At 64.1% G+C, this 24419-nt stretch carries 19 protein-coding genes; 11 read left to right on the top strand and 8 right to left on the bottom strand.

Annotated elements, in window-relative coordinates; all coding sequences use genetic code 11:
• Positions 1 to 4 precede the first annotated feature (4 nt).
• The 3 genes from A7X77_RS22260 to A7X77_RS22250 are packed head-to-tail and all read left to right on the top strand — an operon-like array spanning position 5 to position 3261.
• Positions 5 to 823, top strand: a complete 819-nt coding sequence (locus A7X77_RS22260) for a sugar phosphate isomerase/epimerase family protein (protein ID WP_064685011.1) — start codon at positions 5 to 7, stop codon at positions 821 to 823.
• Positions 824 to 826: 3 nt separating this feature from the next.
• A complete protein-coding gene (locus tag A7X77_RS22255) occupies positions 827 to 1843 on the top strand; it encodes a hydroxyacid dehydrogenase (RefSeq protein WP_064685010.1) in 1017 nt (338 codons plus the stop codon).
• A complete protein-coding gene (locus A7X77_RS22250) occupies positions 1840 to 3261 on the top strand; it encodes a hypothetical protein (RefSeq protein WP_064685009.1) in 1422 nt (473 codons plus the stop codon). Before A7X77_RS22255 ends, A7X77_RS22250 begins: the two co-directional genes overlap by 4 nt.
• Positions 3262 to 3526: 265 nt before the next feature.
• On the opposite strand, the gene A7X77_RS22245 is transcribed toward A7X77_RS22250, so the two are convergent.
• Complete coding sequence (locus A7X77_RS22245) at positions 3527 to 6679, bottom strand: efflux RND transporter permease subunit (RefSeq protein ID WP_064685008.1); 3153 nt, start codon at positions 6677 to 6679, stop codon at positions 3527 to 3529.
• On the bottom strand, positions 6679 to 7779 hold the full coding sequence (locus tag A7X77_RS22240) for an efflux RND transporter periplasmic adaptor subunit (RefSeq protein ID WP_197486876.1): 1101 nt from the start codon (positions 7777 to 7779) through the stop codon (positions 6679 to 6681). Before A7X77_RS22240 ends, A7X77_RS22245 begins: the two co-directional genes overlap by 1 nt.
• A gap of 206 nt (positions 7780 to 7985) precedes the next feature.
• On the opposite strand from A7X77_RS22240, the gene A7X77_RS22235 reads away from it, so the two are divergent.
• The 3 genes from A7X77_RS22235 to A7X77_RS22225 all read left to right on the top strand — a co-directional run bounded on the left by A7X77_RS22235 (position 7986) and on the right by A7X77_RS22225 (position 11533).
• On the top strand, positions 7986 to 8672 hold the full coding sequence (locus A7X77_RS22235; RefSeq protein WP_064685007.1) for a response regulator: 687 nt from the start codon (positions 7986 to 7988) through the stop codon (positions 8670 to 8672).
• A gap of 2 nt (positions 8673 to 8674) precedes the next feature.
• Complete coding sequence (locus A7X77_RS22230; RefSeq protein ID WP_064685006.1) at positions 8675 to 9964, top strand: HAMP domain-containing sensor histidine kinase; 1290 nt, start codon at positions 8675 to 8677, stop codon at positions 9962 to 9964.
• A 117-nt stretch (positions 9965 to 10081) separates the two neighbouring features.
• Complete coding sequence (locus tag A7X77_RS22225) at positions 10082 to 11533, top strand: efflux transporter outer membrane subunit (protein ID WP_064685005.1); 1452 nt, start codon at positions 10082 to 10084, stop codon at positions 11531 to 11533.
• Positions 11534 to 11541: 8 nt separating this feature from the next.
• On the opposite strand, the gene A7X77_RS22220 is transcribed toward A7X77_RS22225, so the two are convergent.
• The 6 genes from A7X77_RS22220 to A7X77_RS22195 all read right to left on the bottom strand — a co-directional run bounded on the left by A7X77_RS22220 (position 11542) and on the right by A7X77_RS22195 (position 18908).
• Positions 11542 to 12378: an HpcH/HpaI aldolase/citrate lyase family protein gene (locus tag A7X77_RS22220; RefSeq protein ID WP_064685004.1), complete on the bottom strand. Its 837-nt coding sequence runs from the start codon at positions 12376 to 12378 to the stop codon at positions 11542 to 11544.
• Positions 12375 to 12827, bottom strand: coding sequence for a MaoC family dehydratase (locus tag A7X77_RS22215; protein WP_064685003.1), 453 nt, complete (start codon positions 12825 to 12827; stop codon positions 12375 to 12377). The genes A7X77_RS22220 and A7X77_RS22215 overlap by 4 nt, the downstream gene beginning before the upstream one ends.
• Positions 12827 to 14692, bottom strand: a complete 1866-nt coding sequence (locus A7X77_RS22210) for an acetyl/propionyl/methylcrotonyl-CoA carboxylase subunit alpha (protein ID WP_064685002.1) — start codon at positions 14690 to 14692, stop codon at positions 12827 to 12829. The genes A7X77_RS22215 and A7X77_RS22210 overlap by 1 nt, the downstream gene beginning before the upstream one ends.
• A gap of 8 nt (positions 14693 to 14700) precedes the next feature.
• A complete protein-coding gene (locus tag A7X77_RS22205) occupies positions 14701 to 16311 on the bottom strand; it encodes a carboxyl transferase domain-containing protein (RefSeq protein WP_064685001.1) in 1611 nt (536 codons plus the stop codon).
• Positions 16308 to 17453, bottom strand: a complete 1146-nt coding sequence (locus A7X77_RS22200) for an isovaleryl-CoA dehydrogenase (protein WP_064685000.1) — start codon at positions 17451 to 17453, stop codon at positions 16308 to 16310. Before A7X77_RS22200 ends, A7X77_RS22205 begins: the two co-directional genes overlap by 4 nt.
• A 351-nt stretch (positions 17454 to 17804) precedes the next feature.
• Positions 17805 to 18908, bottom strand: a complete 1104-nt coding sequence (locus A7X77_RS22195) for an AraC family transcriptional regulator (RefSeq protein WP_064684999.1) — start codon at positions 18906 to 18908, stop codon at positions 17805 to 17807.
• Positions 18909 to 18992: 84 nt separating this feature from the next.
• On the opposite strand from A7X77_RS22195, the gene A7X77_RS22190 reads away from it, so the two are divergent.
• The 5 genes from A7X77_RS22190 to A7X77_RS22170 are packed head-to-tail and all read left to right on the top strand — an operon-like array spanning position 18993 to position 24419.
• Positions 18993 to 19760: an SDR family NAD(P)-dependent oxidoreductase gene (locus A7X77_RS22190; RefSeq protein WP_064684998.1), complete on the top strand. Its 768-nt coding sequence runs from the start codon at positions 18993 to 18995 to the stop codon at positions 19758 to 19760.
• A 20-nt stretch (positions 19761 to 19780) separates the two neighbouring features.
• Positions 19781 to 20968 (top strand): acetyl-CoA C-acyltransferase, encoded by a 1188-nt coding sequence (locus A7X77_RS22185; RefSeq protein WP_064684997.1) that lies wholly within the window; start codon positions 19781 to 19783, stop codon positions 20966 to 20968.
• Between the two features lie 16 nt (positions 20969 to 20984).
• Entirely contained in the window at positions 20985 to 22112 is a 1128-nt protein-coding gene (locus A7X77_RS22180) for an acyl-CoA dehydrogenase family protein (RefSeq protein WP_064684996.1), read from the top strand.
• A gap of 59 nt (positions 22113 to 22171) precedes the next feature.
• Entirely contained in the window at positions 22172 to 23404 is a 1233-nt protein-coding gene (locus A7X77_RS22175; RefSeq protein ID WP_064684995.1) for a 3-methyl-2-oxobutanoate dehydrogenase (2-methylpropanoyl-transferring) subunit alpha, read from the top strand.
• 1 nt (position 23405) lies between these two features.
• The gene (locus A7X77_RS22170; RefSeq protein ID WP_064684994.1) at positions 23406 to 24419 is read left to right on the top strand and encodes an alpha-ketoacid dehydrogenase subunit beta; all 1014 of its coding nucleotides are present in this window, start codon (positions 23406 to 23408) and stop codon (positions 24417 to 24419) included.

Below are 24419 nucleotides of genomic sequence, written 5' to 3'. Positions count from 1 at the left end.
AATCATGGATATCGCCTATTTCACCAAGACCCTGCAAGGCCTGCCGCTGGAGACGGCGGCGGAGATCACGGCGGGGCTGGGCTTTGACTGTGCCGATCTTCTCATCCGTGATGGTCACGCCGCCTCGCCTGACCGGCCGGAGGAAATCGCCAAGGCGGTCAAGCTTTTTGCTGCGGCCGGCCTGCGCATCCCGATGGCGACCATCGACGCGACGCAGCCGGACGATGCCGCGTCCCGGCTGCTCCATCATTGCGGCGAGGCCGGCATCGGGCAGGTTCGGCTCGGCTTCTGGCGGTATGATCCGTTGCGGCGCTGGCAGGCGCAGCTCGACGAAGCGAGACGCGACCTCGATGGCTTCGAACGCCTGGCTGCAAAATTCGGCATCAAGCTTACCATCCAGCTTCACGGCGGGACCCTGCACGCCTCCGGCGCGCTGGCGGCGCAACTGCTGGCCGGGCGCGATCCGATCCGGATCGGCGCCTATCCCGACCCGGGCAATCAGCTTATTCGCGAGGGCAGCGAGGACTGGCGTCTGACGCTGGACCTTCTCGATCCCTGGTTCTGCTGCATGGGTGTCAAGAATTGCGGCTGGTTTCCCGGCGTCTATGGGGCGCAGGGCCAGCGCACATGGCATTCGGACTGGTATGGGCTCGACGAAGGCATGGTGCCGTGGAACCACATCGTCCCGCATCTCATTGCCACCGGATTTGCCGGCCTGCTCTCGATGCATTCGCAATATCGGCTCCCTCGGGACCAGGCGCTCGATAAGGCCCGCGCCGATCTTGCCCATCTCAGGCGCCTCGTCGCCGCAGCGAAAGAGTAAACCATGAGCAAACAGGCTCCCATCATCGCCGTCCTGCTGACCGAAAAGACCCGCCGCATGATGCTGGACGATGCGGCGACCGCCCAGCTGAACGGCCTCGGCGAGGTGCGCTGGCCGACCGGCGCTGCGATCGATGCTGGCGATGTCGGCCGGCTGCTGCAGGGCGCAACGGCTTGCCTCACCGGATGGGGCACGCCACCCTTCGATCCGGCCGCGCGCCAGCGCCATCCGCAACTTGCACTCGTCGCCCATTCCGCAGGCAGCATCCGTACGCTCGTTCCCGCCCGTCTGTTCGACGACGGCCTGCGCGTCAGCCATGCCGCCTCGAAAATTGCCGCCTCGGTTGCCGAATTCGTCGTCGCCGAAGCGCTTCTCGCCATGCGCGGCATCCACCGGCTGCATCATCGATTGCGCAGAGGCGGCGAATGGCTCGACGTCCGGGCCGCCGTGCCGCAAAAATTGCTCGGCGCCAGAACGGTCGGCATCGTCGGGGCCGGATATGTCGGCCGGGCGGTCATGCGTCTGCTCGTTCCCTTCGGCTGCCGCGTGCTGGTCGTCGATCCCTATCTCGACGACGGCGAGGCCGCCGCACTCGGCGTCGCCAAAGCCGGCCCCGACGAGGCGCTTGCCGAGAGCGATGTGATTTCCCTGCATGCGCCCGTCCTGCCCGAAACACGTGGAATGATCGGCGCCCGCGAGCTGGCGCTGCTGCGCCCCGGCGCGCTGTTCATCAACACGGCGCGGGCCGAGTTGGTCGACGAAGCGGCATTGCTCGCCGAGATCAGGTCCGGCCGCATTGAGGCGGCTCTCGATGTCTTCGATCAAGAGCCGTTGCCTCAGGACAGTCCGTTCCGCGACCCTGCGCTCGCCAATGTTACTATTTCGCCGCATGCCGCCGGCCACACCGAAGAGGCACATTTCGCCCAAGGGCAGGCCATGGTCGACGAGATCGGCCGGTTTCTGCGCGGAGAACCGCTCCATCACGAAGTGTCGCGCGCCATGCTGGACCGGATGGCATGACCGTGGACCGAAGCATCGGAGGTTCCGTGACGGCGCCGCGCATCAGAATTGTCGAGATCGATGCCTTCGAGCGCGATATCAGGCTGCGCCTGCCGTTCCGCTTCGGCGCGGCAACCCTGGAAAAGGCGCCGCAGGCCTTTCTCAGGGTGCGTGTCGAGGATGAGGAAGGGAAAACCGCCGTCGGCGCCGCCGCCGAAATGATGGTGCCGAAATGGTTCGACAAAAACCCGGCGCTGACGCCGGCGCAGAATGTCGATCAGTTGCGCGGCTCGATCCGTACCGCTGCTGCCGCATCGCTCGAACCGTCCACACCGGCGACATTGTTTGCCGCTGCCCGCCTGAACGAGATGGAAACCGACCGCCGCCTGCCTGGAAATCCACTGGCCAACGGTTTCGGTCCTTCGCTGATCGCCCGCGCGGCGCTCGACGCCTATTGCCGCCTCGCCGGCATTTCCTTCTTCGATGCAGTGCGTCGCAATCTCGTCGGCATCGGCGGCCCGATGCTGCCCGGCGATATCGACGCGGATGCCGCCTCGACGATGCTCGCCGGCCTTCGCCCTGCCAGCTCGATCTCGGCCCGGCATACGATCGGACTGCTCGACCCCATTACCGAAGACGAGATCGTCGATCCTGTCGGCGATGGCCTGCCGGAGAGTCTCCAGGCAGTGATTGCCCGTTATGGCAATCGCTGGTTCAAGATCAAGCTTTCGGGCGCGGTCGATGCCGATATCGACCGGCTGGCGCGCATCGCCGCCGTCTTGGACCGCTTGCCCGATTACCGCGTGACGGTCGACGGCAACGAACAATTCGGCGCCGCCGAACAGCTACTCGCATTGCTGGCGCGGATCGAGACCGTGCCCCGGCTGGCCAGGTTGCGCGCGGCCATTGCCTTCGTCGAGCAGCCGTTCTCGCGCGAGATCACCATGGAAACGCCGCTCGGGGATCTGGCGGCGCGATTGCCCTTCCTGATCGATGAGAGCGACGATGGCGACGGCGCCTTCGCGCGTGCCCGGACACTTGGTTATACCGGCGTCTCCTCGAAGACCTGCAAGGGCATTTACCGCTCGCTGCTGAAAGCGATCCGCATCAGAACCGGAGGGGTGCCGGGGCTGTTTCTCTCCGGCGAGGATCTGACCTGCCAGGCCGGGCTTGCCGTGCAGCAGGATCTGGCGCTGGTTTCGCTGCTCGGCCTCTCCCATGTCGAGCGCAATGGCCATCATTATGTGGCCGGCATGCGGGGCGCGCCGCAGGCGGAGAAGGTGCGTTTTGCCGCTGCCCATTCCGATCTCTACGAGCAGGGGCGGGACGGGCCGCTGCTGTCGATCCGCGACGGCCGGATCGCCATCGCTTCGCTCGGGGCCGTCGGCTACGCGAGCGGCGCTTTACCAGATTTCGGGTCGATGAGGCCATTGTCGTGAGACTTGGCAACATTCAGCATAGGCAGCAGCGCTGCTCTGTTGAACTGGGAGATCGGATCACCCCGTTCCACCAATTGATATGTCTCCCGACAGGGCATCACGCTCTTTCCGAACCATTTCTGTACCTCCTGATTGGGATGCAGGACGCGCAGGCGGCTTGAGGCCGCCTGCGGGGGAGTACGTCCCGCGGTCTTGTTCCCGTGGGGGAGAGAACGCGACCGAAGAGGTTGCCGTCACTGGCTGTTGCCTTGTCGGGCAGCGGACATCATCTCTGACCTTGCCCTCTTCTTGCCTGCTCGGGCTGGAAGGCGATCGCTGCGTGATCGTTGGACGCCTGCGGCCTATCCCCGGCGATATCCTGGGCCAGTCCGAGCCGGCGCAAGACCCGTTTGAGGATCTGTTCGAAGTCGTCGACGAAGGTGAAGATGACGGGGATGACGATCAGGCTGAGCAGCGTCGACATCACCACACCGCCGATCACGACGATCGCCATCGGCTGGCGGAAGCTGGAATCACCGCCCATCAGGCTGAGTGCGGCCGGCAGCATGCCCGAGGCCATGGCGATGGTGGTCATGACGATCGGCCGTGCGCGCTTGTGGCAGGCATCCACCAAGGCGTCGAATCTGGTCATGCCCCGTTGGCGCGACATGATCGCATATTCGATGAGCAGGATGGAGTTCTTCGTCACCACGCCCATCAGCATGAGCAGGCCGATGACCGCAGGCATGGAGAAGCTCGTTCCGGTCAGCACCAGCGGCAGCAGCGCGCCGCCGAGCGAGAGCGGCAGAGCCATCAGCAGGGTGACGGGCTGCAGGAAATCGTGGAAGAGCAGGACGAGGACCGCATAGATGCAGAACACGCCGATTGCCATTGCCAGCGCAAAGCTCTGGAACAATTCCGAACTGCGCTGAAGTTCGCCCTGTTCGACCAGGGTGACGCCCGACGGCAAATGCTGGAGGGCAGGCAGCGCCTGCGCCTCACGGTTGACGTCGCCGAGAATGCGGCCGTTGAGTTCGACGGAAAGGGTGACATTGCGCATCCGATCGATGCGGTCGATCTCAGAGGGACTGCCGCCGATCTTCACATCGGCAATCGATCCGAGATCGACGTTGCCGTTCGTCCCCACCACCCGCATGTTCTTGATGTCATCCAGATTGGTGCGCGTCTCGGGCGAGAAGCGGACGACGATGGGGATTTGCCGCTGAGACAGGTTGAGCTTCGGCAGATCGGAGGAATATTCCCCGTTCGTCGCCACGCGCGCAGCCTCGGCGATAGCGCTCGACGTGACCCCGAGTGCGGCGCTGCGCGCAAAGTCGGGTGTGATCTGGATCTCGGGCGCCTGCCGGGCCGCGGTCGACGTCACGGCGCCGATGCCCTGCAGCGAGCGGAGCTGTTCCTCGAGTGCCGTGCTGGCGCTGTCGAGGACGTTCGCATCGTCGCTTGCGAGCGTGATCTCGAGCTTCGTGCCATTGCCGCCGCCGCCGACCTCCACACGCACGCCGGGGAGGACGGAAAGTGCCTGTCGGATGTCGTTTTCGATTTCCGATTGCTTGCGGTCGCGCTCGTCGATGGGCGGCAGCACGGCAACGAGCGTCGCCGATCCGACATCGCTCGTGGTGCTGGCATCGGCGCCGCCGCCCGAGGAGGTTGAACCGACGGCGGAAAAGACATGCGTGACGTCAGGAAGCTTGCCGACAATATCCGCGGCCCGCCTTGCCGTTGCATCCGTCTGCTCGATGGTGGCGCCCGGCTGCATGGTCAGTGTGATCTGGGTTCGCGCGTCGTCGGACGCGGGCAGGAAGCCCGATTTCAGCAAGGGGATGGTCGCAAGCGAGAGCGCCACGACGACGGCGGTGACGGCAACGGTCGTCTTCCGGCGGTTCATGGCGGCCTTCACGATTGATATATAAGCACGCATGATCCGGCCATCCTTCTCCTCGGTCGGATGGGCCTTCATGAAATAGGCGGCCATCAACGGCGTCAGCAGGCGCGCGACGACGAGCGAGGCGAGCACCGCAACGGCGGCGGTGATGCCGAACTGGCGGAATATAAGGCCCGGTATGCCGCTCATGAAGGCCGTCGGCAGAAAGACCGAGACCAGCGTAAAGGTGGTTGCGATAACGGCAAGCCCGATCTCGTTGGCCGCTTCCAGGGCGGCATCGATCGGCCGTTTGCCCATCTGCAGGTGGCGGGCAATATTCTCGATCTCGACGATTGCATCGTCGACAAGGATGCCGACCACCAGCGACAGGGCAAGCAGCGTGACGATATTCAGGCTGAAGCCGGCGAAATACATGACAAGGAAGGTCGGTATGACAGACAAGGGCAGCGCCACGGCCGACAGGATCGTCGCCCGCCAGTCCCGCAGGAAAAGCCAGACGACGATGATCGCCAGGATCGCGCCTTCGTAGAGCATGTGCATCGAACCGTCGTAATTGCCGATGATTGGGCCGATCGTGCTGTAAGCCTCGTCGATCTCAACGTTGGAATGCTTGGCGGCGAACTGTTTGATCGCCTTGTCGACGTCGGCGGCAACACCGCTGTCGGAAAATCCGTTCGAGCGCTTGATCTCGACCGCGATCACCGGCTTGCCGTCGAGATAGGCCATCGAGGAGCGCTCGGCGAAGCTGTCGGTGACGGATGCCACGTCATCGAGGCGAATCTGCTGGCCGTTCGCCAGCGGGATTTTCAGCCCTTTCAGTGCCTCGACCGACGGCAGGGCGCCGAGCGTGCGCAAGGTCTGGCGGGTGCCACCGATTTCGCCGAGGCCGCCCGACGTATCCGTCTGCACCGCCTTCAGCTGCGACGATACGGTGGCCGCGGTGACGCCCAGCGACGCCATCGTCGCGGGATCGAGATCCACATGAACCTCGCGATCGATGCCGCCGATTCGGTTGACTTGCCCGACGCCGGATACCGACAGCAGCGCCTTGGTCAGATCATTGTCGACGAACCAGGAAAGTTCGGTCTCGTTGAGAGCGGTCGAGCGGACGGCATAGGTGACCAAAGGGGAGCTCTGCACCGTGACCTTGCTGACGCTGGGTGTTTCCATCTGCGCCGGAAGATCGCCCTTGACGCTGTCGACGGCATTGCGGACTTCATTCAGGGCCGTTTCGCTGTCTTTTTCCAGCTTGAAGGACACCTTGATCGAGACGGTGCCGTCCGTGATCGTCGTGGTGATATGGTCGAGATAGCTGAGGGCGGCAAGGCCATCCTCGATCTTGCGGGCGACCTCGGTTTCGAGCTGCGTCGGTGCGGCGCCTTCGAGCGTGGCGGTGACGTTGATCGTGGGAAGGTCCATATCGGGGAAGTTCTGGATCGGCAGCTGCTTGAAGGCCAACAGTCCGCCGACGGTCAGCATCACAAACAGCAATATCGACGGTACGGGATTGCGGATCGACCAGGATGAGAAGTTCATCAGTTTTTCTCCGCAATCTTCACGAGGTCATTGTCCGACAGGAAGGCGCCGCCCGAGGTCACCACTTTCGACGAGCGGTCGATGCCGGAGACGATTTCCACCTCGCCATTGTTGCGGCGGCCCGTTTCCACCCTGACCCTTTGCACCCGCTGATCCTCGCCTGAAGTGAAGAGGTAGCTGATCCCGTCCCGGAACACGATCGCCGTCTCGGGTACGGTCAGCGCCGGAGAGGTCTGCAATTCGATGTTGCCGGTGACATAGAGGCCGGTACGCGGACTGACGTCCCTGGGAAGTGCGACATAGACGATCGCCCGGCTGGTGTCGGTGCTGACCGAAGGCCCGACAAGCCTTACCTTGCCGTCGATGACCTGGCCGTCCGGCCCGTTGATCTTGACGCTCAAGCCTTCGGAAATGCGCGGGAGATAGCGCGCGGAAATCTCGGCCTGCCATTCGATACGCTGCTGGCGGACCATGCGGAACAGCTCCGTGCCGGCTGAGACGACGGCGCCGAGATCGGCGGAACGGGAGGTTATGAGACCGTCGTCGACGGCCGTGATCGTGGTTTGCGCAAGCTTGATCCTTTCGCTGTCGAGTGCGGCCTCTTCGGATGCAAGGCTTGCCGTCGCCGTCCGCTCGCCGGCCAGGTATTCGACGATCTTCTCGTCGGAAAGCGCGCCGGAAGGACGCAACTGCCGCGCCCGATCGGCATTGGCCTTGGCCTTCGAAAGACTTGCCCTAGCGTTCTCGACGGCCGCCTCCTGCTTGCGAAGATCGGCGAGCACGCTCTCCTGGGAAAGCCGGACGAGCGTCTGTCCCTTCGTGACCACGGACCCGACGTCGACCAGGACATCGGTTATCCGTAGGCCGCTGGTTTCGGAGGCGATGACCGCTTCCTGCCACGGCTTCAGCCATCCGCTCGCGGGAACGGTCTCCGGCCAGTCCCGTTGCATCGGCGCCGTCAGAGAGACGGTGAGAGCCGTTGCAGCGGCCTGTTCTGCCATGGCAGAACGCACGGGGGAGACAAGAGCTGCCGCGACAAGCGCAGCGGCTAGTATTCTGGATGGGTTTCTCAACAAAGCATTCCTCGTGATCAAAGGCATGGGTGGCCTTTGCGTTCCGCGCGAACGCGCCGAAAGACTGCCGCTGATGTCGAGGCGACCCGTCCTGGTGCGCATCCATGTCATGGCAGGATAAGTAACGGGGCGAACGTTAAGCGCGGTCAAGTTAGTGTTAAGTTAGGTAAAACTTGGCCGGGCGAGTGTGTTTGTGCTGTATGGCTCGCCGTGACTAAAGACGGATAACGCGAATGAACAAGGTTCTCCTCATTGACGACGATGCCGAGCTGACGACGCTTCTGCAGGAATATCTGGTCGAAGAAGGGTATGATGTCGCAACGGATACGGATGGCCGCGCCGCCATTGCCGCGGCTGCCGGCAATACGGTCGATATCATCGTGCTCGACATCATGATGCCGCGGATGAACGGGATCGAGGTGCTGCAGCGGATCAGGAAGCTGAGCCAGGTTCCCGTCCTGATGCTGACGGCAAGAGGCGATGACGTCGACAGGATATCGGGCCTCAATCTTGGCGCCGACGACTATGTGCCGAAACCCTGCTCTCCGGGCGAACTGGCGGCAAGACTGCGCGCCATCCTGCGCCGCGCGGGTCAGCCGGCGGCGGGCGTGTCGACCGACACGATCAGGGCAGGGCAGCTCGTGATCCATTCCGGTAATAGAAGCGCCGAATGGCGCGGCGAGACCTTGGAGCTGACCGGCACCGAGTTCAGCCTGCTCGAGGTTCTCGCCCGTAGCGCCGGCCAGCTGGTGTCGAAGCAGGATATTTCGAAGCGGGCCTTCGGCAAGCCGCTCACGCCGTTTGACCGCCGTATCGACGTCCATATCAGCAGCGTTCGCCAGAAGCTCGGGCTGCGGGAGGACGGGCAATCCTGGATCCAGTCCGTCCGCGGCCAGGGCTATCAACTTCTCGTGGACTGACCATGCCCCGGCTTTTCTGGAAATTCTTCAGGATTATCTGGCTGACTCTGGCGGCAAGCCTTGCTGCCATTATCCTTATCGTCAAACTCCTTCAGGCGGTTCCCTTCGCAAGCGAACTGGAACATGAGCGGCGGACGCTCGTGTTGAACCTGACCGCAAACATTCTGGTCGAGTACGGCGAAGCGGCCGCTGCGCGTTTCGTGACCACAAGCGAAAAGACCCAACCGCTCGGCCTGACCCTGTCGAAGCCTGCCGAGGTCGATGCCTGCGCCGAGAAGAACACGGAGACCACCCGATCCGTGCTGAAGAATGGAGTCTGCTATCGGCTTTCCGTGTCGGCTCCGGCCGGTTCCACCTTCGACAGCCTTGGCCCATTCCTACCGTGGCTCACCATCCTGGTCGCCAGCACGATCGCGGCCGGCGCGCTGGCGCGATATCTCATTCGTCCTGTCGTGCATCTGCGCGACGGTCTGAGCGCGCTCGCCCATGGCCGTTTCGACTTTCGCATCGGCGACAAGATGGCCGGGCGAAAGGATGAAGTGACCGCCCTTGCCTATGATTTCGATGCGAGCGCCGCCCGGCTTCAGGAGCTTCAGGATGCGCAGCAGAGGCTGTTCCATGACGTCTCCCATGAGCTGCGTTCGCCTTTGTCCCGCCTGCAGGCAGCCGTGGGCGTGCTCCGGCAGAGCCCGGCCAAACTCGGCGCCATGCTGGACCGTATGGACCGGGAGGTCGAACGGCTCGATACGCTGGTGGGCGAGGTTCTGACCCTTGCGAGGCTCACAGCGGGATCCGGCCGGCCGCTGAGGACGCAGACCCTCGATATCATCGAGCTCCTCAACGAAATCTTGGGCGACGCGGCATTCGAAGCCCAGGCGCGCGAGGTCGCGATTACGGCGAGCGTCGACGGCATCTTCCGTGCCGAGGTGGAAGGCGAACTGATCTACAGGGCGCTCGAAAATGTCGTCCGCAACGCCGTCAAATATACCGCCGAGCATTCGCGTGTGGCCGTATCCTGCGAAACGATGGCCGACCGCCTCAGGATCTGCGTCACCGATCAGGGGCCAGGCGTCGGGCGGGATGAGCTCGAACGGATCTTTCAGCCGTTTTCCCGCGGCAAGGATGCCATGCCGCGCGGCGGATATGGTCTCGGCCTTGCTATCGCCAGGCAGGCGATCGAGCGTCACGGCGGGCGCGTGCATGCCTCGCTGCCGGAAGCCGGCGGCCTGGCGATCACGCTCGAGCTTCCGAGGCGGCCGATGCCTTATGGTGCGGCCTGGGGTGAAAGCTGATCAGCATCCCTCGACAGGTGCGGTGCCGGATTTTACCTAACTTTACAGTTTCTTAACCGCCATTAACGCTGGCGCCGCTAAGCCTGAACCCACGATCCCGGTTCAAGAGCCTCGCCCGTGAGTACGTCGCTTCGCACAAGACTATCATCCCTCCGCTATGCCGCATCCGCACTGACACTTCTGCTGGCAGGCTGCGTCAGCGGCCCGGATCACGGTTCCCCGCAAATGCCGCTGCCCGCCAAATTCGAAGAGGGGGGCAGCAAAAGCAACGGCGATGTCGTGACGGCCGAGTGGTGGACGGCCTATCGCGACAAGCGGCTCGACGGTCTGGTGGCCCATGGCCTCAGCGAGAACCTCGATGTGCTGCAGGCGCTCGAAAGCATCAATTCGGCTTCGGCCAATGTCACCGTCGCCGGCGCCGGCGGTCTGGCGAGCCTAACTGTCGGCGCATCGCATACGGTGTCCGGCGAGAAGGGGCGGCTGCGCACGAGTGTCGGCACGACCAACACGACCGGCGGCGATGCCAGCCTGTCGTGGCTGTTCGACATCTTCGGCCAGTACCGGCGTTCCAAAGAGAGCGCCATCGCTTCGCTCGGCGCAGCCTATGCGATGGCCGACAATGCGAAGCTCACCTTCCTGAAGGACCTTGTCGAGAGCTATATCGACGCCCGCTACTACCAGGAGCGCATCGCGCTTTCACAGGCGAGTTTGAAATCCCGTCAGCAGACTTACGAGCTCACGCAGCTGCAGTTGAAAGCTGGTGCGGCCTCCCGCCTCGATGTCGTTCAGGCCGAGGGCCTGGTACAGTCGACGAAGTCGGAAATTCCCGGCCTCCAGCAGAGCTTTACGGAATCGGCCCATCATATCGCCACGCTCATCGGGATGCCGGCGTCTTCGTTGATGGGGGAGCTGCAGAAGAGTGCGGGCCAGCCGGTCTTCCGCGGCGACATCCGCGCCGGTATTCCGGCCGACCTCATTCGCAACCGTCCCGATATTCGCAAGGCCGAACGCGAGCTGGCGGCGGCTGTTGCCGATATCGGCGCGGCCGAAGCCCAGCTCTATCCGTCGATCTCGCTCTCCGGTTCGATTTCGCCGAGCTGGGTCAAATCGTCGGGCGCCCGCGGCGGAAGTCTGACCAGCTGGTCGTTCGGGCCATCGCTCAACCTGCCGATCTTCGACGGCGGCACGTTGCGGGCGAATGTCGAGATCGAAAAATCCGACGCCAGGACCCAGTATCTCGCCTGGAAAGCGGCGGTGCTGAACGGCGTCGAAGAAGTCGAAAATGCACTGACGGCCGTTCGTCGCGACACGCAGACGCTGGAGCCGCTGCGCCGGCAGGTGCAGACGGCGCAGGAATCGCTCGCGCTTTCGACCACGAGCTATAAGGATGGCGCCTCCTCGCTTCTCGATGTCCTCGACGCGCAGCGTTCGGTCTCCGACGCTGAGGCAAGCCTTGCCGCCACCGTCCAGCAGGTAGCCAAGGACTATGTGGATCTCTACGTCGCTATCGGTGCCGGCTACCTCGAGCCGGAGCATGTCGCCGCCAAGCCAACCGCGAAGTCGGGCTGATCTGCACTTTATCGTCTGGCACTCTCCAGAATGCGGATCGCGAGCTTCAGATGCGGCATATCAAGCATGCGCCCGTCCACCTGGATGACACCCGCATCGGGCTGGGCGGCAAAGGCGGCCGCGACCTTTTCCGCCCAGGCGATCTCGGAGGCATCCGGCGTGAAGGCGTGGTTGATCGTTTCGACCTGGCTCGGATGGATGGCCATCATGCCGGAGAAACCGTCGCGTCGGGCGCGGCCGACATAGGCCCGCAGACCGTTGAGATCGCGGAAATCGGGATAGACAGTATCGATTGCCGGAATGGCTGCGGCATGGGCTGCAAAGAGCGTGAGCGAGCGGGCAAGCTCGTAAGGCGGCGTATAGCGGCCGTCCGTTCTGCGCGCGGTCGCAGCCCCGATCGCAGCCGGCAGATCCTCGGCACCCCAGGTCAGGCCGCAGAGCTTGTCCGAGACCTCGCGATAGCTGCCGATCTCGAAGATCGCCGCCGGCGTTTCGGTCGCGATCGGCAGGATGGGAGGAGCCGCCGCGAGCGAGCTTGCAAGCTTGCGCACCGAAGCGGCGCCTTCGGCCTTCGGCAGCATGAGCGCGAAAGGCTGAAGATCGCTCAGGGCGGCGAGGTCGACCTCGCATTCCGGCGAGGCGAGGGGATTGATGCGGATGAGGAGCTTGGCCTCGCCGGCATAGCGCTGCACGAATTCGTGCACGCTGTCGCGGGCCTTTGGCTTGCTGGCCGGAGCGACGGAATCTTCCAGATCGAGAATGACGGCATCGGCGCCCGATGCGAGGGCTTTTTCGAAACGTTCCGGCCGGTCGCCGGGCACGAAGAGCAGCGAGCGCAGCTTCATGATGGCTTCCCCTTCAGCATGGCGGTACGCAGGCACTGGCAGACGATCTCGTCGCGCTGGTTCAGCGTTATATGACGGAAAGTGACGATGCCGGCATCGGGGCGGGAGTTCGACCGGCGCAGCTCCGTCACCTCCGTTTCCACCCGAAGCGTATCGCCGATGAAGACCGGTTTCGGCATCGTCACCTTGTCATAACCGAGATTGGCGACGAGCGTGCCGAGCGTGGTGTCGCCGACCGAGAGGCCGATGGTGAGCGCAAAGGTGAAGGTGCCGTTGACGACGATCCGGCCAAACTCGGTGCCGGCCGCATATTCGGCATCGAGATGTAGCGGCTGCGGATTGTGGGAAAGCGTCGTAAAAAGCAGGTTGTCAGTCTCGGTGACGGTGCGGCGGATGTCATGGGCGATCTGGTCCCCGACCGCCCATTCGTCGAAATAGCGGCCGGCCATCAGTCCTCTCCCTTCATGACGGTGACGACCAGCTGGTTTTCCGAAACACGGACGCCGGGGGAAACCTGCAGTTTGCCGACGATGCCGTCGAAGGGCGCCCGCAGCGAATGTTCCATCTTCATGGCTTCGACCGTCAGCAGGCGGTCTCCCTTGGCGACACGATCGCCCTCAGTGACCTCCACCGAAATGACGAGCCCCGGCATGGGCGACAGGATGGCGCCATCGCCCACACCGTGATTCGCCTCGACCTCGCCTGCGTGAGGCAGGCCGATCGACCAGGCATTGCCCGCATCGAAAAGCACCGTCGTCTCGTCCATCTCGATCGTCTTCGCTTCGAGGCCGGTGCGTGCGCGTCCCCAATGGAGATGACCGTCGATGCGCACCCGGACGCGGCTGTCGCTTGGCCCAGCGATGCGGAAGCCGGTCAGCGCAGACCAGGGACCGCCATCCATGTCCTTCGAAAGTGCCGTAGCCGCCCTGTCAACGACGGTTTCATCAGGCTCGCTGGTCACGAGGCTTTGCCCGTGGCGGTCGAGAAAGCCGGTATCTATCCTTGCGGCGCGAAAATCCGGATCATTGGCGATGCGGGCGAGAAGGCCGGCATTGGATTTGACCGGCCAGACCTCGATGCCGGCGCAGGCGGCGGCGAGCTTCGAAAGTGCAGCCTCGCGGTTCGGCCCATGCGCGATGATTTTGGCGATCATCGGATCGTAGAAGGCGGTGATCTCGTCACCTTGTTCGACCCCGCTGTCGACACGAACCGCCTGCGGCAGTTTGAGATGGTCGAGTCGGCCGGTCGAGGGCAGGTAGCCGGCGGCGGGATTTTCCGCATAGAGCCGGGCTTCGAAGGCCCAGCCGTTCATGCCAATTTCGTCCTGGCTTTTCGGCAGCGGCTCGCCACTGGCGACCTTCAGCTGCCAAAGCACCAGATCCTCGCCTGATATGGCCTCGGTGACGGGATGCTCCACCTGCAGGCGCGTGTTCATCTCCATGAACCAGATGCGGTCGGGATCGAGGCCCGAGGAGGCGTCGGCGATGAATTCGATCGTACCGGCGCCGATATAGTTTACCGCTTTTGCAGCCTTGACCGCCGCATCGCAGATCGCCGCGCGGGTGGAGGCATCAAGGCCGGGGGCCGGCGCCTCCTCGATGACCTTCTGGTGCCGGCGCTGCAGCGAGCAATCGCGTTCGAAGAGATGGACGCAATTTCCGAGCTTATCGGCGAAGACCTGAACTTCGATATGGCGCGGATTGGCGATATAGCGCTCGATCAGAACACGGTCGTCGCCGAAGGCGGCAGCCGCTTCGCGCCGGCAGGAGGCGAGACCTTCGGCGAAATCCTCAGGCCGGTCGACACGGCGCATGCCCTTGCCGCCGCCGCCGGCAACGGCCTTGATGAGCACGGGATAACCGATGGCATCGGCCTCGGCGGCAAGCCGCTTTTCGCTCTGGTCCGGTCCGAGATAGCCGGGCGTCACCGGGACGCCTGCCGCGTGCATCAATTGTTTGGCGGCGTCCTTCAGCCCCATGGCGCGGATGGCGGCCGGCGGCGCGCCGACCCAGATCATGCCAGCCTTTTCAACCGCTTCGGCAAAATCAGCGTTTTCCGACAGGAACCCGTAACCGGGATGGATGGCGGCAGCGCCTGACTTTCGGGCGGCCTCCAAAATGCGCTCTTGAGAGAGATAACTTTCTCGGGCGGGCGGCTGGCCGATGGCGATCGCCTCGTCGGCTTCCCGCACGAAGGGCAGGCTGGCATCGGCCTCTGAATAGATGGCGATCGTGCGGATGCCGAGTATCTTCGCCGTGCGAATGATACGGCGGGCGATCTCGCCTCTGTTGGCTATGAGAAGGCTTTCCATCATCCCGCGCCTCACATCCTAAACAGGCCGAAGCGCGGCCCCTTCGGGATCGGCGCATTCAGGCAGGCGGAAAAGGCGAGACCCAGCACATCGCGTGTCTGGCGCGGATCGATGATACCGTCGTCCCACAGCCGGGCAGTGGCATAATAGGGATTGCCTTCGGCCTCGTAGCCGGCGCGGATCGGCGCCTTGAAGGCCTCTTCCTCATCGGCCGGCCACGCCTCTCCGCGCGCCTCCATCGCGTCGCGGCGGATGGTGGCGAGCACCGAGGCGGCCTGTTCGCCGCCCATGACGCTGATGCGGCTGTTCGGCCAGGTGAAGAGGAAACGCGGGCGATAGGCGCGGCCGCACATGCCGTAATTGCCGGCCCCGAAGCTGCCGCCGATGATGACGGTGACCTTCGGCACGGTGGCGGTCGCCACCGCCGTCACCAGCTTCGCCCCATCCTTGGCGATGCCGCCTGCTTCATAACGGCCGCCGACCATGAAGCCGGAAATGTTCTGCAGGAAGAGCAGCGGCACGCGGCGCTGGCAGGCGAGTTCGATGAAATGCGCGCCCTTCAGCGCACTTTCGGAAAAGAGCACGCCGTTATTGGCGATGACGGCGACAGGCATGCCCCAGATGCGGGCGAAGCCGCAGACGAGCGTGGTGCCGTAGAGCGGCTTGAACTCATGCAGTTGCGAGCCGTCGACTATTCGGCCGATCACCTCGCGTACGTCATAGGGCGAGCGCACATCCTCGGGAATGATGCCGTGAAGGTCCTCGACGTCGAGCTTCGGCGGCCGGGGGGATTGAATGTCTATATCGACCGTTTTGACGCTGTTGAGGCTGGCGACGACATCGCGCACCAGAAGCAGCGCATGCTCGTCATTCTCGGCGACATGGTCGACGACGCCGGAGCGGCGGCCATGGGTCTCGGCGCCGCCGAGCTCTTCGGCCGAGATGATTTCGCCGGTCGCGGCTTTGACCAGCGGCGGCCCGGCGAGGAAGATCGTGCCCTGATTGCGCACGATCACCGTTTCGTCGGACATGGCGGGAACATAGGCGCCGCCGGCGGTGCAGCTTCCCATGACGCAGGCGATCTGGGCAATGCCTTCGGCCGACATCTGCGCCTGGTTATAGAAGATCGCGCCGAAATGATCGCGGTCGGGAAAGACCTCGGCCTGATGCGGCAGATTGGCGCCGCCGCTGTCGACCAGATAGAGGCAAGGCAGCCGGTTCTGCAGGGCGATTTCCTGCGCCCGCAGATGTTTCTTCACGGTCATCGGGAAGTAGGCGCCGCCCTTTACCGTCGCGTCATTGGCAACGATCATCACCTCGCGGCCGCAAACGCGGCCGATGCCCGCGATGATGCCGGCACCCGGCGCCTCGCCGCCATACATGCCGTTGGCCGCCAGCGTGCCGATCTCCAGGAAGGGACTGCCGGCATCGATGAGCAGCTGGATACGGTCGCGGGGCAGGAGCTTGCCCTTGCTCGTGTGACGTTCACGGGCCGATTGCGACCCGCCCTCGCGCGCCTTCGCCGAACGCTCGCTGAGCTCGTCGATCAGCGCCTTGTTCTTGATGGCATTGGCTTTGAAGTTCTCGCTGTCGCGATCGATCGCGGTCGAAATCACCGTCATGATGCGATGAGCTCCCGGCCGATCAGGTAGCGGCGGATCTCGTTGGTGCCGGCGCCGATATCGTAGAGCTTGGCGTCGCGCAGGAAGCGCTCGACCGGCCATTCCTTGGTATAACCGGCGCCGCCGAGCGCCTGGATCGCCTCCAGCGACACCTTCACGGCGTTCTCGCTGGCAAAGAGGATCGCGGCGGCCGCGTCGGTGCGGGTCGTGCGGCCGGCGTCGCAGGCGCGGGCGACGGAATAGACATAGGCGCGCGCCGAATTCAGCGCGACATACATGTCGGCAATCTTGGCCTGTATCAGCTGGAAATCGCCGATCGGTTTGCCGAACTGCTTGCGATCGCGCACATAGGGCAGCACGACATCAAGGCAGGCCTGCATGATGCCGAGCGGGCCGCCGGCAAGCACGGCGCGCTCATAGTCGAGGCCGGACATTAGGATCTTCACACCTTCACCTTCCCGGCCCATCAGCGCCTCGGCCGGTACCTCGCAATCCTCAAAGACCAGCTCGGCCGTATCGCTGCCGCGCATGCCGAGCTTGGAGAGCTTCTTGGAGACGCTGAAGCCGGGCATGTCCTTCTCGATGATGAGGGCGGAAATGCCTTTCGGGCCGGCGGCGGGATCGGTCTTGGCATAGACGACCAGCACCTCGGCATGCGGCGCATTGGTGATCCAGAATTTCGTGCCGTTCAGGATGTAGCGGTCGCCCTTTTTCTCGGCCCGCAACCGCATGGACACGACGTCGGAACCGGCGCCGGCTTCGGACATCGCAAGTGAGCCGACATGCTCGCCGGAGATCAGCTTCGGCAGATGGCGACGCTTCTGTTCCGGTGAGGCCCAGCGGCGGATCTGGTTGACGCAAAGATTGGAATGGGCGCCATAGCTCAGGCCGACGGAGGCCGAGGCGCGCGACACCTCCTCCATCGCGACGACATGCTCGAGATAGCCTAGACCGGCGCCGCCGAATTCCTCCTCGACGGTGATCCCATGTAGGCCGAGCGCGCCCATCTGCGGCCAGAGCTGGCGTGGAAACGTGTTGCTTTCGTCGATTTCCGCTGCCAGCGGAGCAATATGATCGGCGGCAAACCGCGCCGTCGTGTCGCGGATCGCATCCGCGGTTTCGCCGAGCGAAAAATCAAACATGGCACTCCTCCCGCTAAAATATGTAGCGCGGGTTGCGAAAGGTTCAAAGTGCCCTTGATTTTGATGCGAAGCCTTTCCCGATCGAAGCTATGCAGCCGGCGTCGCTGACACGCGCGTCTACGCAGTGAATGTGTCTCCCGCCCACCCCACCCTCCGTCATGCTCGGCCTTGAGCCGAGCATCCACCGCATCCATCAGCAGCTGTGGCATGGATCCCAGGCTCAAGCCTGGGATGACGGAGAGTGTGGTTGGCGTGCTTGCCAAACTCCCCGCCGGTGAGGCCTGCACTTACTACGCCTCCCTCATGCCTGTGCTGTCACACAGGCATGAGGGAATATATGGGACGACAGTGTCAAATAGCCGCGTGAGTTCTATCTGCGGGTCTGTCCCCTTGCTCCGGGCCTCGTTCCCCGGCTTCCTCCCGCCGGAAAGCCTCTGGGCTCTTGCCCATCCATTTACGGAAGGCGCGGAAGAAGGCGCTGGGTTCGGAATAGCCGATTTGTACAGCGATCTCGCCGATGGTCTTCGAGGTGTTCAGCAGCAGTTCGACGGCAAGGTCACGGCGGATATCGTCCTTGATGGCGGCATAGCTTTGTCCCTCGTCGTGCAGGCGGTGGCGGAGTGTAGAGGAGGGCATGCGCATGTCGGCGGCAAGTGCTGCAAAACTCGTCCAGGCATTGGGTGTGGCCTGGTTCAAGCGCCGGCGGACGGCGGCGGCGATGCCGGCGTCGTAACGATAGCGCACCAGAATATTGGCGGGTGCGCCGCGCAGGAACTGTTTCAGCGCCTGCTCGCTGCGAGAGATCGGCAGGTCGAGCATGGCGCTGTCGAAGCCGAGGCGGCTGATGGCCTGGGAGAAACGCACCGGCGCGCCGAAGAACAGCCGATAGTCGGCTCCTTGCTTGGGTTCGGCGCAGCGGAAATCGACGAGGCGAATCGGAATGCGCCGTCCGACCAGCCAGCAGATGATGCCGTGCAGGATGATCCAGTAGGTTCGATAGGCGAAGGCCGAACGCGGGCCGCCGGCATCCCGGAGTTCGACTTCGGCGAGACCATCGCGGATGACGAGCCGCCCTCGGGGATCGTCGAGAACGACATCGAGGAAGCGCAGCGCCCGGCGCAGCGCGTGACCGAGCGTCGGCGCATGCAGCACGCAATGGCAAAGCAGCGTGAAGCTGCCGCTGCGCATCGGGCGTGCGCCCATGCCGAAGAATTCGTCGTCGAGTTCGGCAGCGATTGCCAGCCACAGCGCGCCGTAAGTCTCCGCCGAAACCGGCTGGTCGACGGCCGATGTTATGCCGACGCGCGCCAGGATCGGTGCCGTCGGCTTGCCAAGCCGCCGCAGGCTGTCGAGCGCCTCCTCCACGAAACCCGGCGCGATCATGCGTCGCTCGATCTCGGCCATCCAATCCCCGCTATGGCAAAACTGGCTGAAATTATGGAGCAGTTCTGTCATCGCTTGCAATAGGTGGAGCGAATAGAATCGCGGCTGCCGGTTGCGCCTGGAGGAGGGCGCGTGCCGGCAGGGAGGACCGGATTCATGCTGATCCCAGGAGCAAGTTTCATCGTCACCGGCGGCGGCTCCGGCCTGGGCGCGGCCACGGTGCGCGCGATCGTCAATGCCGGCGGGCGGGTGACGATCGCTGATCTGAATGGGGGAGCGGGTGAAGCGATTGCCCGGGAATTCGGCAGCGAGGTTCGCTTCGTCAAGGCCGATGTCAGCGATGGCGAGGAAGGAGCGGCGGTAGTCGCCGCTGCGGTGGAAGCCTTCGGGGGCTTGCGCGGCTTGGTGAATTGCGCCGGCGTCGCACCGGCCGAAAAGGTGATCGGCCGCGACGGGCCGCACCGGCTGGAGAGTTTTGCGCGCACGCTCGGCATCAATCTCGTCGGCACCTTCAACATGATCCGGCTTGCCGCAGCCGCAATCCGGAACATGGAGCCGGATGTGGAAGGCGAACGCGGCGTCATCATCAACACGGCCTCGGTCGCAGCCTTTGACGGCCAGATCGGTCAGGCAGCCTATGCCGCCTCCAAGGGCGGGGTGGCGGCGATGACCTTGCCGATCGCCCGTGAACTCGCCCGGCATGGCATTCGGGTCGTGTCGATTGCGCCCGGCATTTTCGAGACGCCGATGATGGCTGATATGCCGGCGGAGGTGCAGGAAGCGCTCGGCAAAAGCGTGCCCTTTCCGCCGCGGCTCGGCCGGCCGGCGGAATTTGCCGGGCTGGTGCGCCATATCTTTGAAAACAGCATGCTGAACGGCGAGGTGATCCGCCTCGACGGCGCATTGCGGATGGGCGCGCGTTGAGCGTCGCCCGAGGAGGAAAGATGACATCGCAAGACCCTATCGTCATCGTTGGTGCGGCACGCACCCCGATCGGCAGCTTTCAGGGAGAGCTGAAGGAGGCGGCAGCGCCCGAGCTTGGCGCAACGGCGATCCGCGCGGCACTTGAGCGCAGCGGCGTCGAGGCCGAGGCGATCGAGGAGGTCGTCTTCGGCTGCGTGCTGCCGGCGGGGCAGGGGCAGGCGCCGGCGCGTCAGGCGGCCATCCATGCCGGCCTGCCCTATTCGACCGGCGCCAGCACCGTCAACAAGATGTGCGGCTCCGGCATGAAGGCGGTGATGATGGCGCATGACCTGATCGCCGCCGGCAGTGCCTCGGTGGCCGTCGCCGGCGGCATGGAAAGCATGACCAACGCGCCCTATCTCCTTGACAGGGCCCGTGGCGGCTACAGACTCGGCCATGGGCGTGTCGTGGATCATATGTTCCTCGACGGGCTGGAGGATGCTTATGACAAGGGGCGCTTGATGGGCAGCTTCGCGGAGGATTGCGCCGAGGCCTATCAGTTCACGCGTGAGGCGCAGGATAACTACGCCATCGCCTCCCTGGCGCGGGCACAGAAGGCGATTGCCGAAGGTTGTTTCGAAAGCGAGATCGTGCCGGTCACGGTGAAATCGGGCAAAGCCGAGCAGGTGGCGAGCCGCGACGAACAGCCGGGCAAGGCCAAGCTGGACAAGATCCCGACGCTGAAGCCCGCCTTCCGCGAGGGCGGCACGGTGACGGCCGCCAATTCCAGCTCGATCTCCGACGGCGCGGCAGCCCTGGTGCTGATGCGCCGCTCCGAGGCCGAGCGGCGCGGCCTGACGCCGCTCGCCACAATCCTCGGCCACGCCACGCATTCACAAGCGCCCAATCTTTTCGCCACCGCCCCGATCGGCGCGTTGCATAAACTTTCCGACCGGACCGGCCTGGCGCTTTCCGACGTCGATCTCTTCGAGATCAACGAGGCTTTCGCCGTCGTCGCGATGGCGGCGATGCGCGATCTCGATCTGCCGCATGAGAGGGTGAACGTGCATGGCGGCGCCTGTGCGCTCGGCCATCCGATCGGCGCGTCAGGTGCCCGGATTCTGGTGACTCTGCTTTCGGCGCTGGAGCGCTACGATCTGAAGCGTGGCATGGCCGCGCTCTGCATCGGCGGCGGAGAGGCGACCGCCGTCGCCATCGAGCGGCACTAGCGGGAAGGGCAGTCACATGATCCTTTCTGACCTTCAGCAGCAGATATCAGATCTCGCCCGCGACTTTGCCCGCGACCGGCTGGCGCCGGGAGCGGCCAAGCGTGACCAGGAGCATCTTTTCCCGCGCGACGAATTGAAGGAGATGGGCGAACTCGGACTGCTCGGCATGCTGGTGCCGGAGGCCTATGGCGGCTCGGATACCGGCGTGGTCGCCTATGCCGCGGCACTCGAGGAGATCGCCGCAGGCGACGGACCTTGCTCGACGATCATGAGCGTGCACTCCTCCGTCGGCTGCGTGCCCATCCTGAAATTCGGCACCGAGGAGCAGCGCCAGCGCTTCCTGCCGAAACTGGCAAGCGGCGAATGGATCGGCGGTTTTGCGCTGACCGAGCCGCAGGCAGGTTCCGACGCCTCGAATCTGAAGACCCGGGCGCGGCGTGACGGCGACCACTACGTGATCGATGGCGCCAAGCAGTTCATCACGTCGGGAAAGAACGGCAATGTCATCATCGTCTTTGCCGTCACCGATCCGGACGCCGGCAAGAAGGGCATCACCGCCTTTATCGTGCCGACGGAGACGCCGGGCTACGAGGTGATCCGCGTCGAGGAAAAGCTCGGATTGCATTCCACCGATACCTGTCAGATCGCCTTCAACGCCATGCGCATTCCTGTCGATTTGAGGCTCGGTGCAGAAGGCGAAGGCTATCGCATCGCGCTTGCCAATCTCGAGGGCGGGCGGATCGGTATTGCCGCGCAGGCGGTCGGCATGGCGCGGGCGGCTTTCGAAGCGGCGCGCGATTACGCCAAGGAGCGCACGGCCTTCGGCAAGCCGATTTTCGAGCATCAGGCCGTCGCCTTCCGCCTGGCAGATATGGCGGTGCGGATCGAAGCGGCGCGCCAGCTCGTCTTCCATGCCGCCGCTTTGAGGGAGGCGGAGCTGCCCTGCCTTTCTGAAGCCTCGATGGCGAAGCTCTTTGCCTCGGAGATGGCCGAGCGCGTCTGCTCCGACGCAATCCAGATTCATGGCGGCTACGGCTATATGGCCGATTATCCGGTCGAGCGCATCTATCGCGATGTGCGCATCTGCCAGATCTATGAGGGAACGAGTGACGTGCAGCGCATGGTGATCGCCCGCAATCTATAAGAACCATATCCGGCCCGCTCCCGGCGAGGGGAGCTTGGCCGGCAAAGGGAGGAAAAGACATGGTGGATTCCGCTCGTTTGAGCCTGCACGTCCCCGAACCCGCCGTCCGCCCCGGCGGCCAGCCCGACTTTTCCAACGTCAAGATCGCCAAGGCCGGTTCGGTGCCGCGGCCGGAGGTGGATGTCGCCTCGGAAGAAATTCGCGAGCTTGCCTATTCGATCATCCGCGTGCTGAACCGCGACGGCGAGGCGGTCGGCCCTTGGGCCGGGTCGCTTTCCGATGAGGAACTGCTGACCGGGCTGCGCAATATGATGAAGCTGCGCGCCTTCGACGCCCGCATGCTGATGGCGCAGCGCCAGGGCAAGACTTCCTTCTACATGCAGCATCTCGGCGAGGAAGCCGTCAGTTGCGCCTTCCGCAAGGCGCTTGCGAAGGGCGACATGAATTTCCCGACCTATCGCCAGGCCGGCCTATTGATTGCCGACGACTATCCGATGGTCGAGATGATGAACCAGATCTACTCGAACGAGAGCGATCCGCTGCGCGGCCGGCAGCTGCCGATCATGTATTCTTCCAAAGAGCACGGTTTCTTCACCATCTCCGGCAATCTCGCGACCCAATATGTACAGGCCGTCGGGTGGGCGATGGCCTCGGCAATCAAGAACGACAGCCGGATTGCCGCGGCCTGGATCGGCGACGGATCGACGGCGGAATCGGATTTCCACTCGGCGCTCGTTTTCGCCTCGACCTACAAGGCGCCCGTGATCCTCAACATCGTCAACAATCAGTGGGCGATTTCGACCTTCCAGGGCATTGCCCGCGGCGGCTCCGGCACCTTCGCCGCCCGTGGCCTCGGCTTCGGCATTCCGGCGCTGCGGGTCGACGGAAACGACTATCTCGCCGTCCACGCCGTCGCCCGCTGGGCGGCCGAGCGGGCGCGGCGCAATCTCGGCCCGACGCTGATCGAATATGTGACCTATCGCGTCGGCGCGCATTCGACCTCCGACGATCCGAGCGCCTATCGGCCGAAGACGGAATCGGAGGCCTGGCCGCTCGGCGATCCCGTGCTGCGGCTGAAGAAGCACCTGATCGTCAAGGGCGCATGGTCGGAGGAGCGCCACGTGCAGGCGGAAGCCGAAATCATGGACGAGGTGATCGAGGCGCAGCGTCAAGCCGAGGCACATGGCACGCTGCATGCCGGCGGCAGACCTTCGGTGCGCGACATTTTCGAGGGTGTCTATGCCGAGATGCCGGCGCATATCCGCCGCCAGCGGCAGAAGGCAGGATACTGACATGGCCCGGATGACGATGATCGAGGCGGTGCGCAGCGCCATGGACGTGTCGATGGCCAAGGACGACAATGTCGTGGTCTTCGGCGAGGACGTCGGATATTTCGGCGGCGTCTTCCGCTGCACGCAGGGTCTGCAGGCAAAATATGGCAGGACGCGCTGCTTCGATACGCCGATCAGCGAATCCGGCATTGTCGGCACGGCGATCGGCATGGCCGCCTACGGGCTGAAGCCCTGCGTCGAGATCCAGTTCGCCGACTATATGTATCCCGCCTATGACCAGCTGACGCAGGAGGCGGCGCGTATCCGCTACCGTTCCAACGGCGATTTCACCTGCCCGATCGTCGTGCGCATGCCGACCGGCGGCGGCATCTTCGGCGGCCAGACGCACAGCCAGAGCCCGGAAGCTCTCTTCACCCACGTCTGTGGGCTGAAGGTGATCGTTCCCTCCAATCCCTACGACGCCAAGGGCCTGCTGATCGCGGCGATCGAGGATCCTGATCCGGTCATGTTCCTGGAGCCGAAGCGGCTCTACAACGGCCCCTTTGATGGTCATCACGAGCGGCCGGTCACACCCTGGTCGAAACACGACCTCGGCGAGGTTCCCGACGGCCATTACACCATCCCGATCGGCAAGGCCGAAGTGCGGCGCGCCGGGTCGGCGGTAACTGTGATTGCCTATGGCACAATGGTGCATGTGGCGCTTGCCGCGGCCGAAGATGCCGGCATCGACGCCGAAGTGATCGACCTGAGAAGCCTGTTGCCGCTCGATCTTGATACGATCGTCAAATCGGTCGCCAAAACAGGGCGCTGCGTCGTCGTGCATGAGGCGACCCTGACCTCGGGCTTCGGCGCCGAGGTCGTGTCGCTGGTGCAGGAACATTGCTTCTATCATCTCGAAGCGCCGGTGGTGCGCGTCGCCGGTTGGGACACGCCCTATCCGCACGCGCAGGAGTGGGATTATTTTCCCGGTCCCGGCCGTGTCGGGCGGGCGCTTGCCGAAGTCATGGAGGCCTGA

It is taken from the genome of Rhizobium bangladeshense, from assembly GCF_001662075.1.
GTDB lineage: Bacteria > Pseudomonadota > Alphaproteobacteria > Rhizobiales > Rhizobiaceae > Rhizobium > Rhizobium bangladeshense_B.
This window is presented reverse-complemented; position numbering and strand designations above follow the sequence as displayed.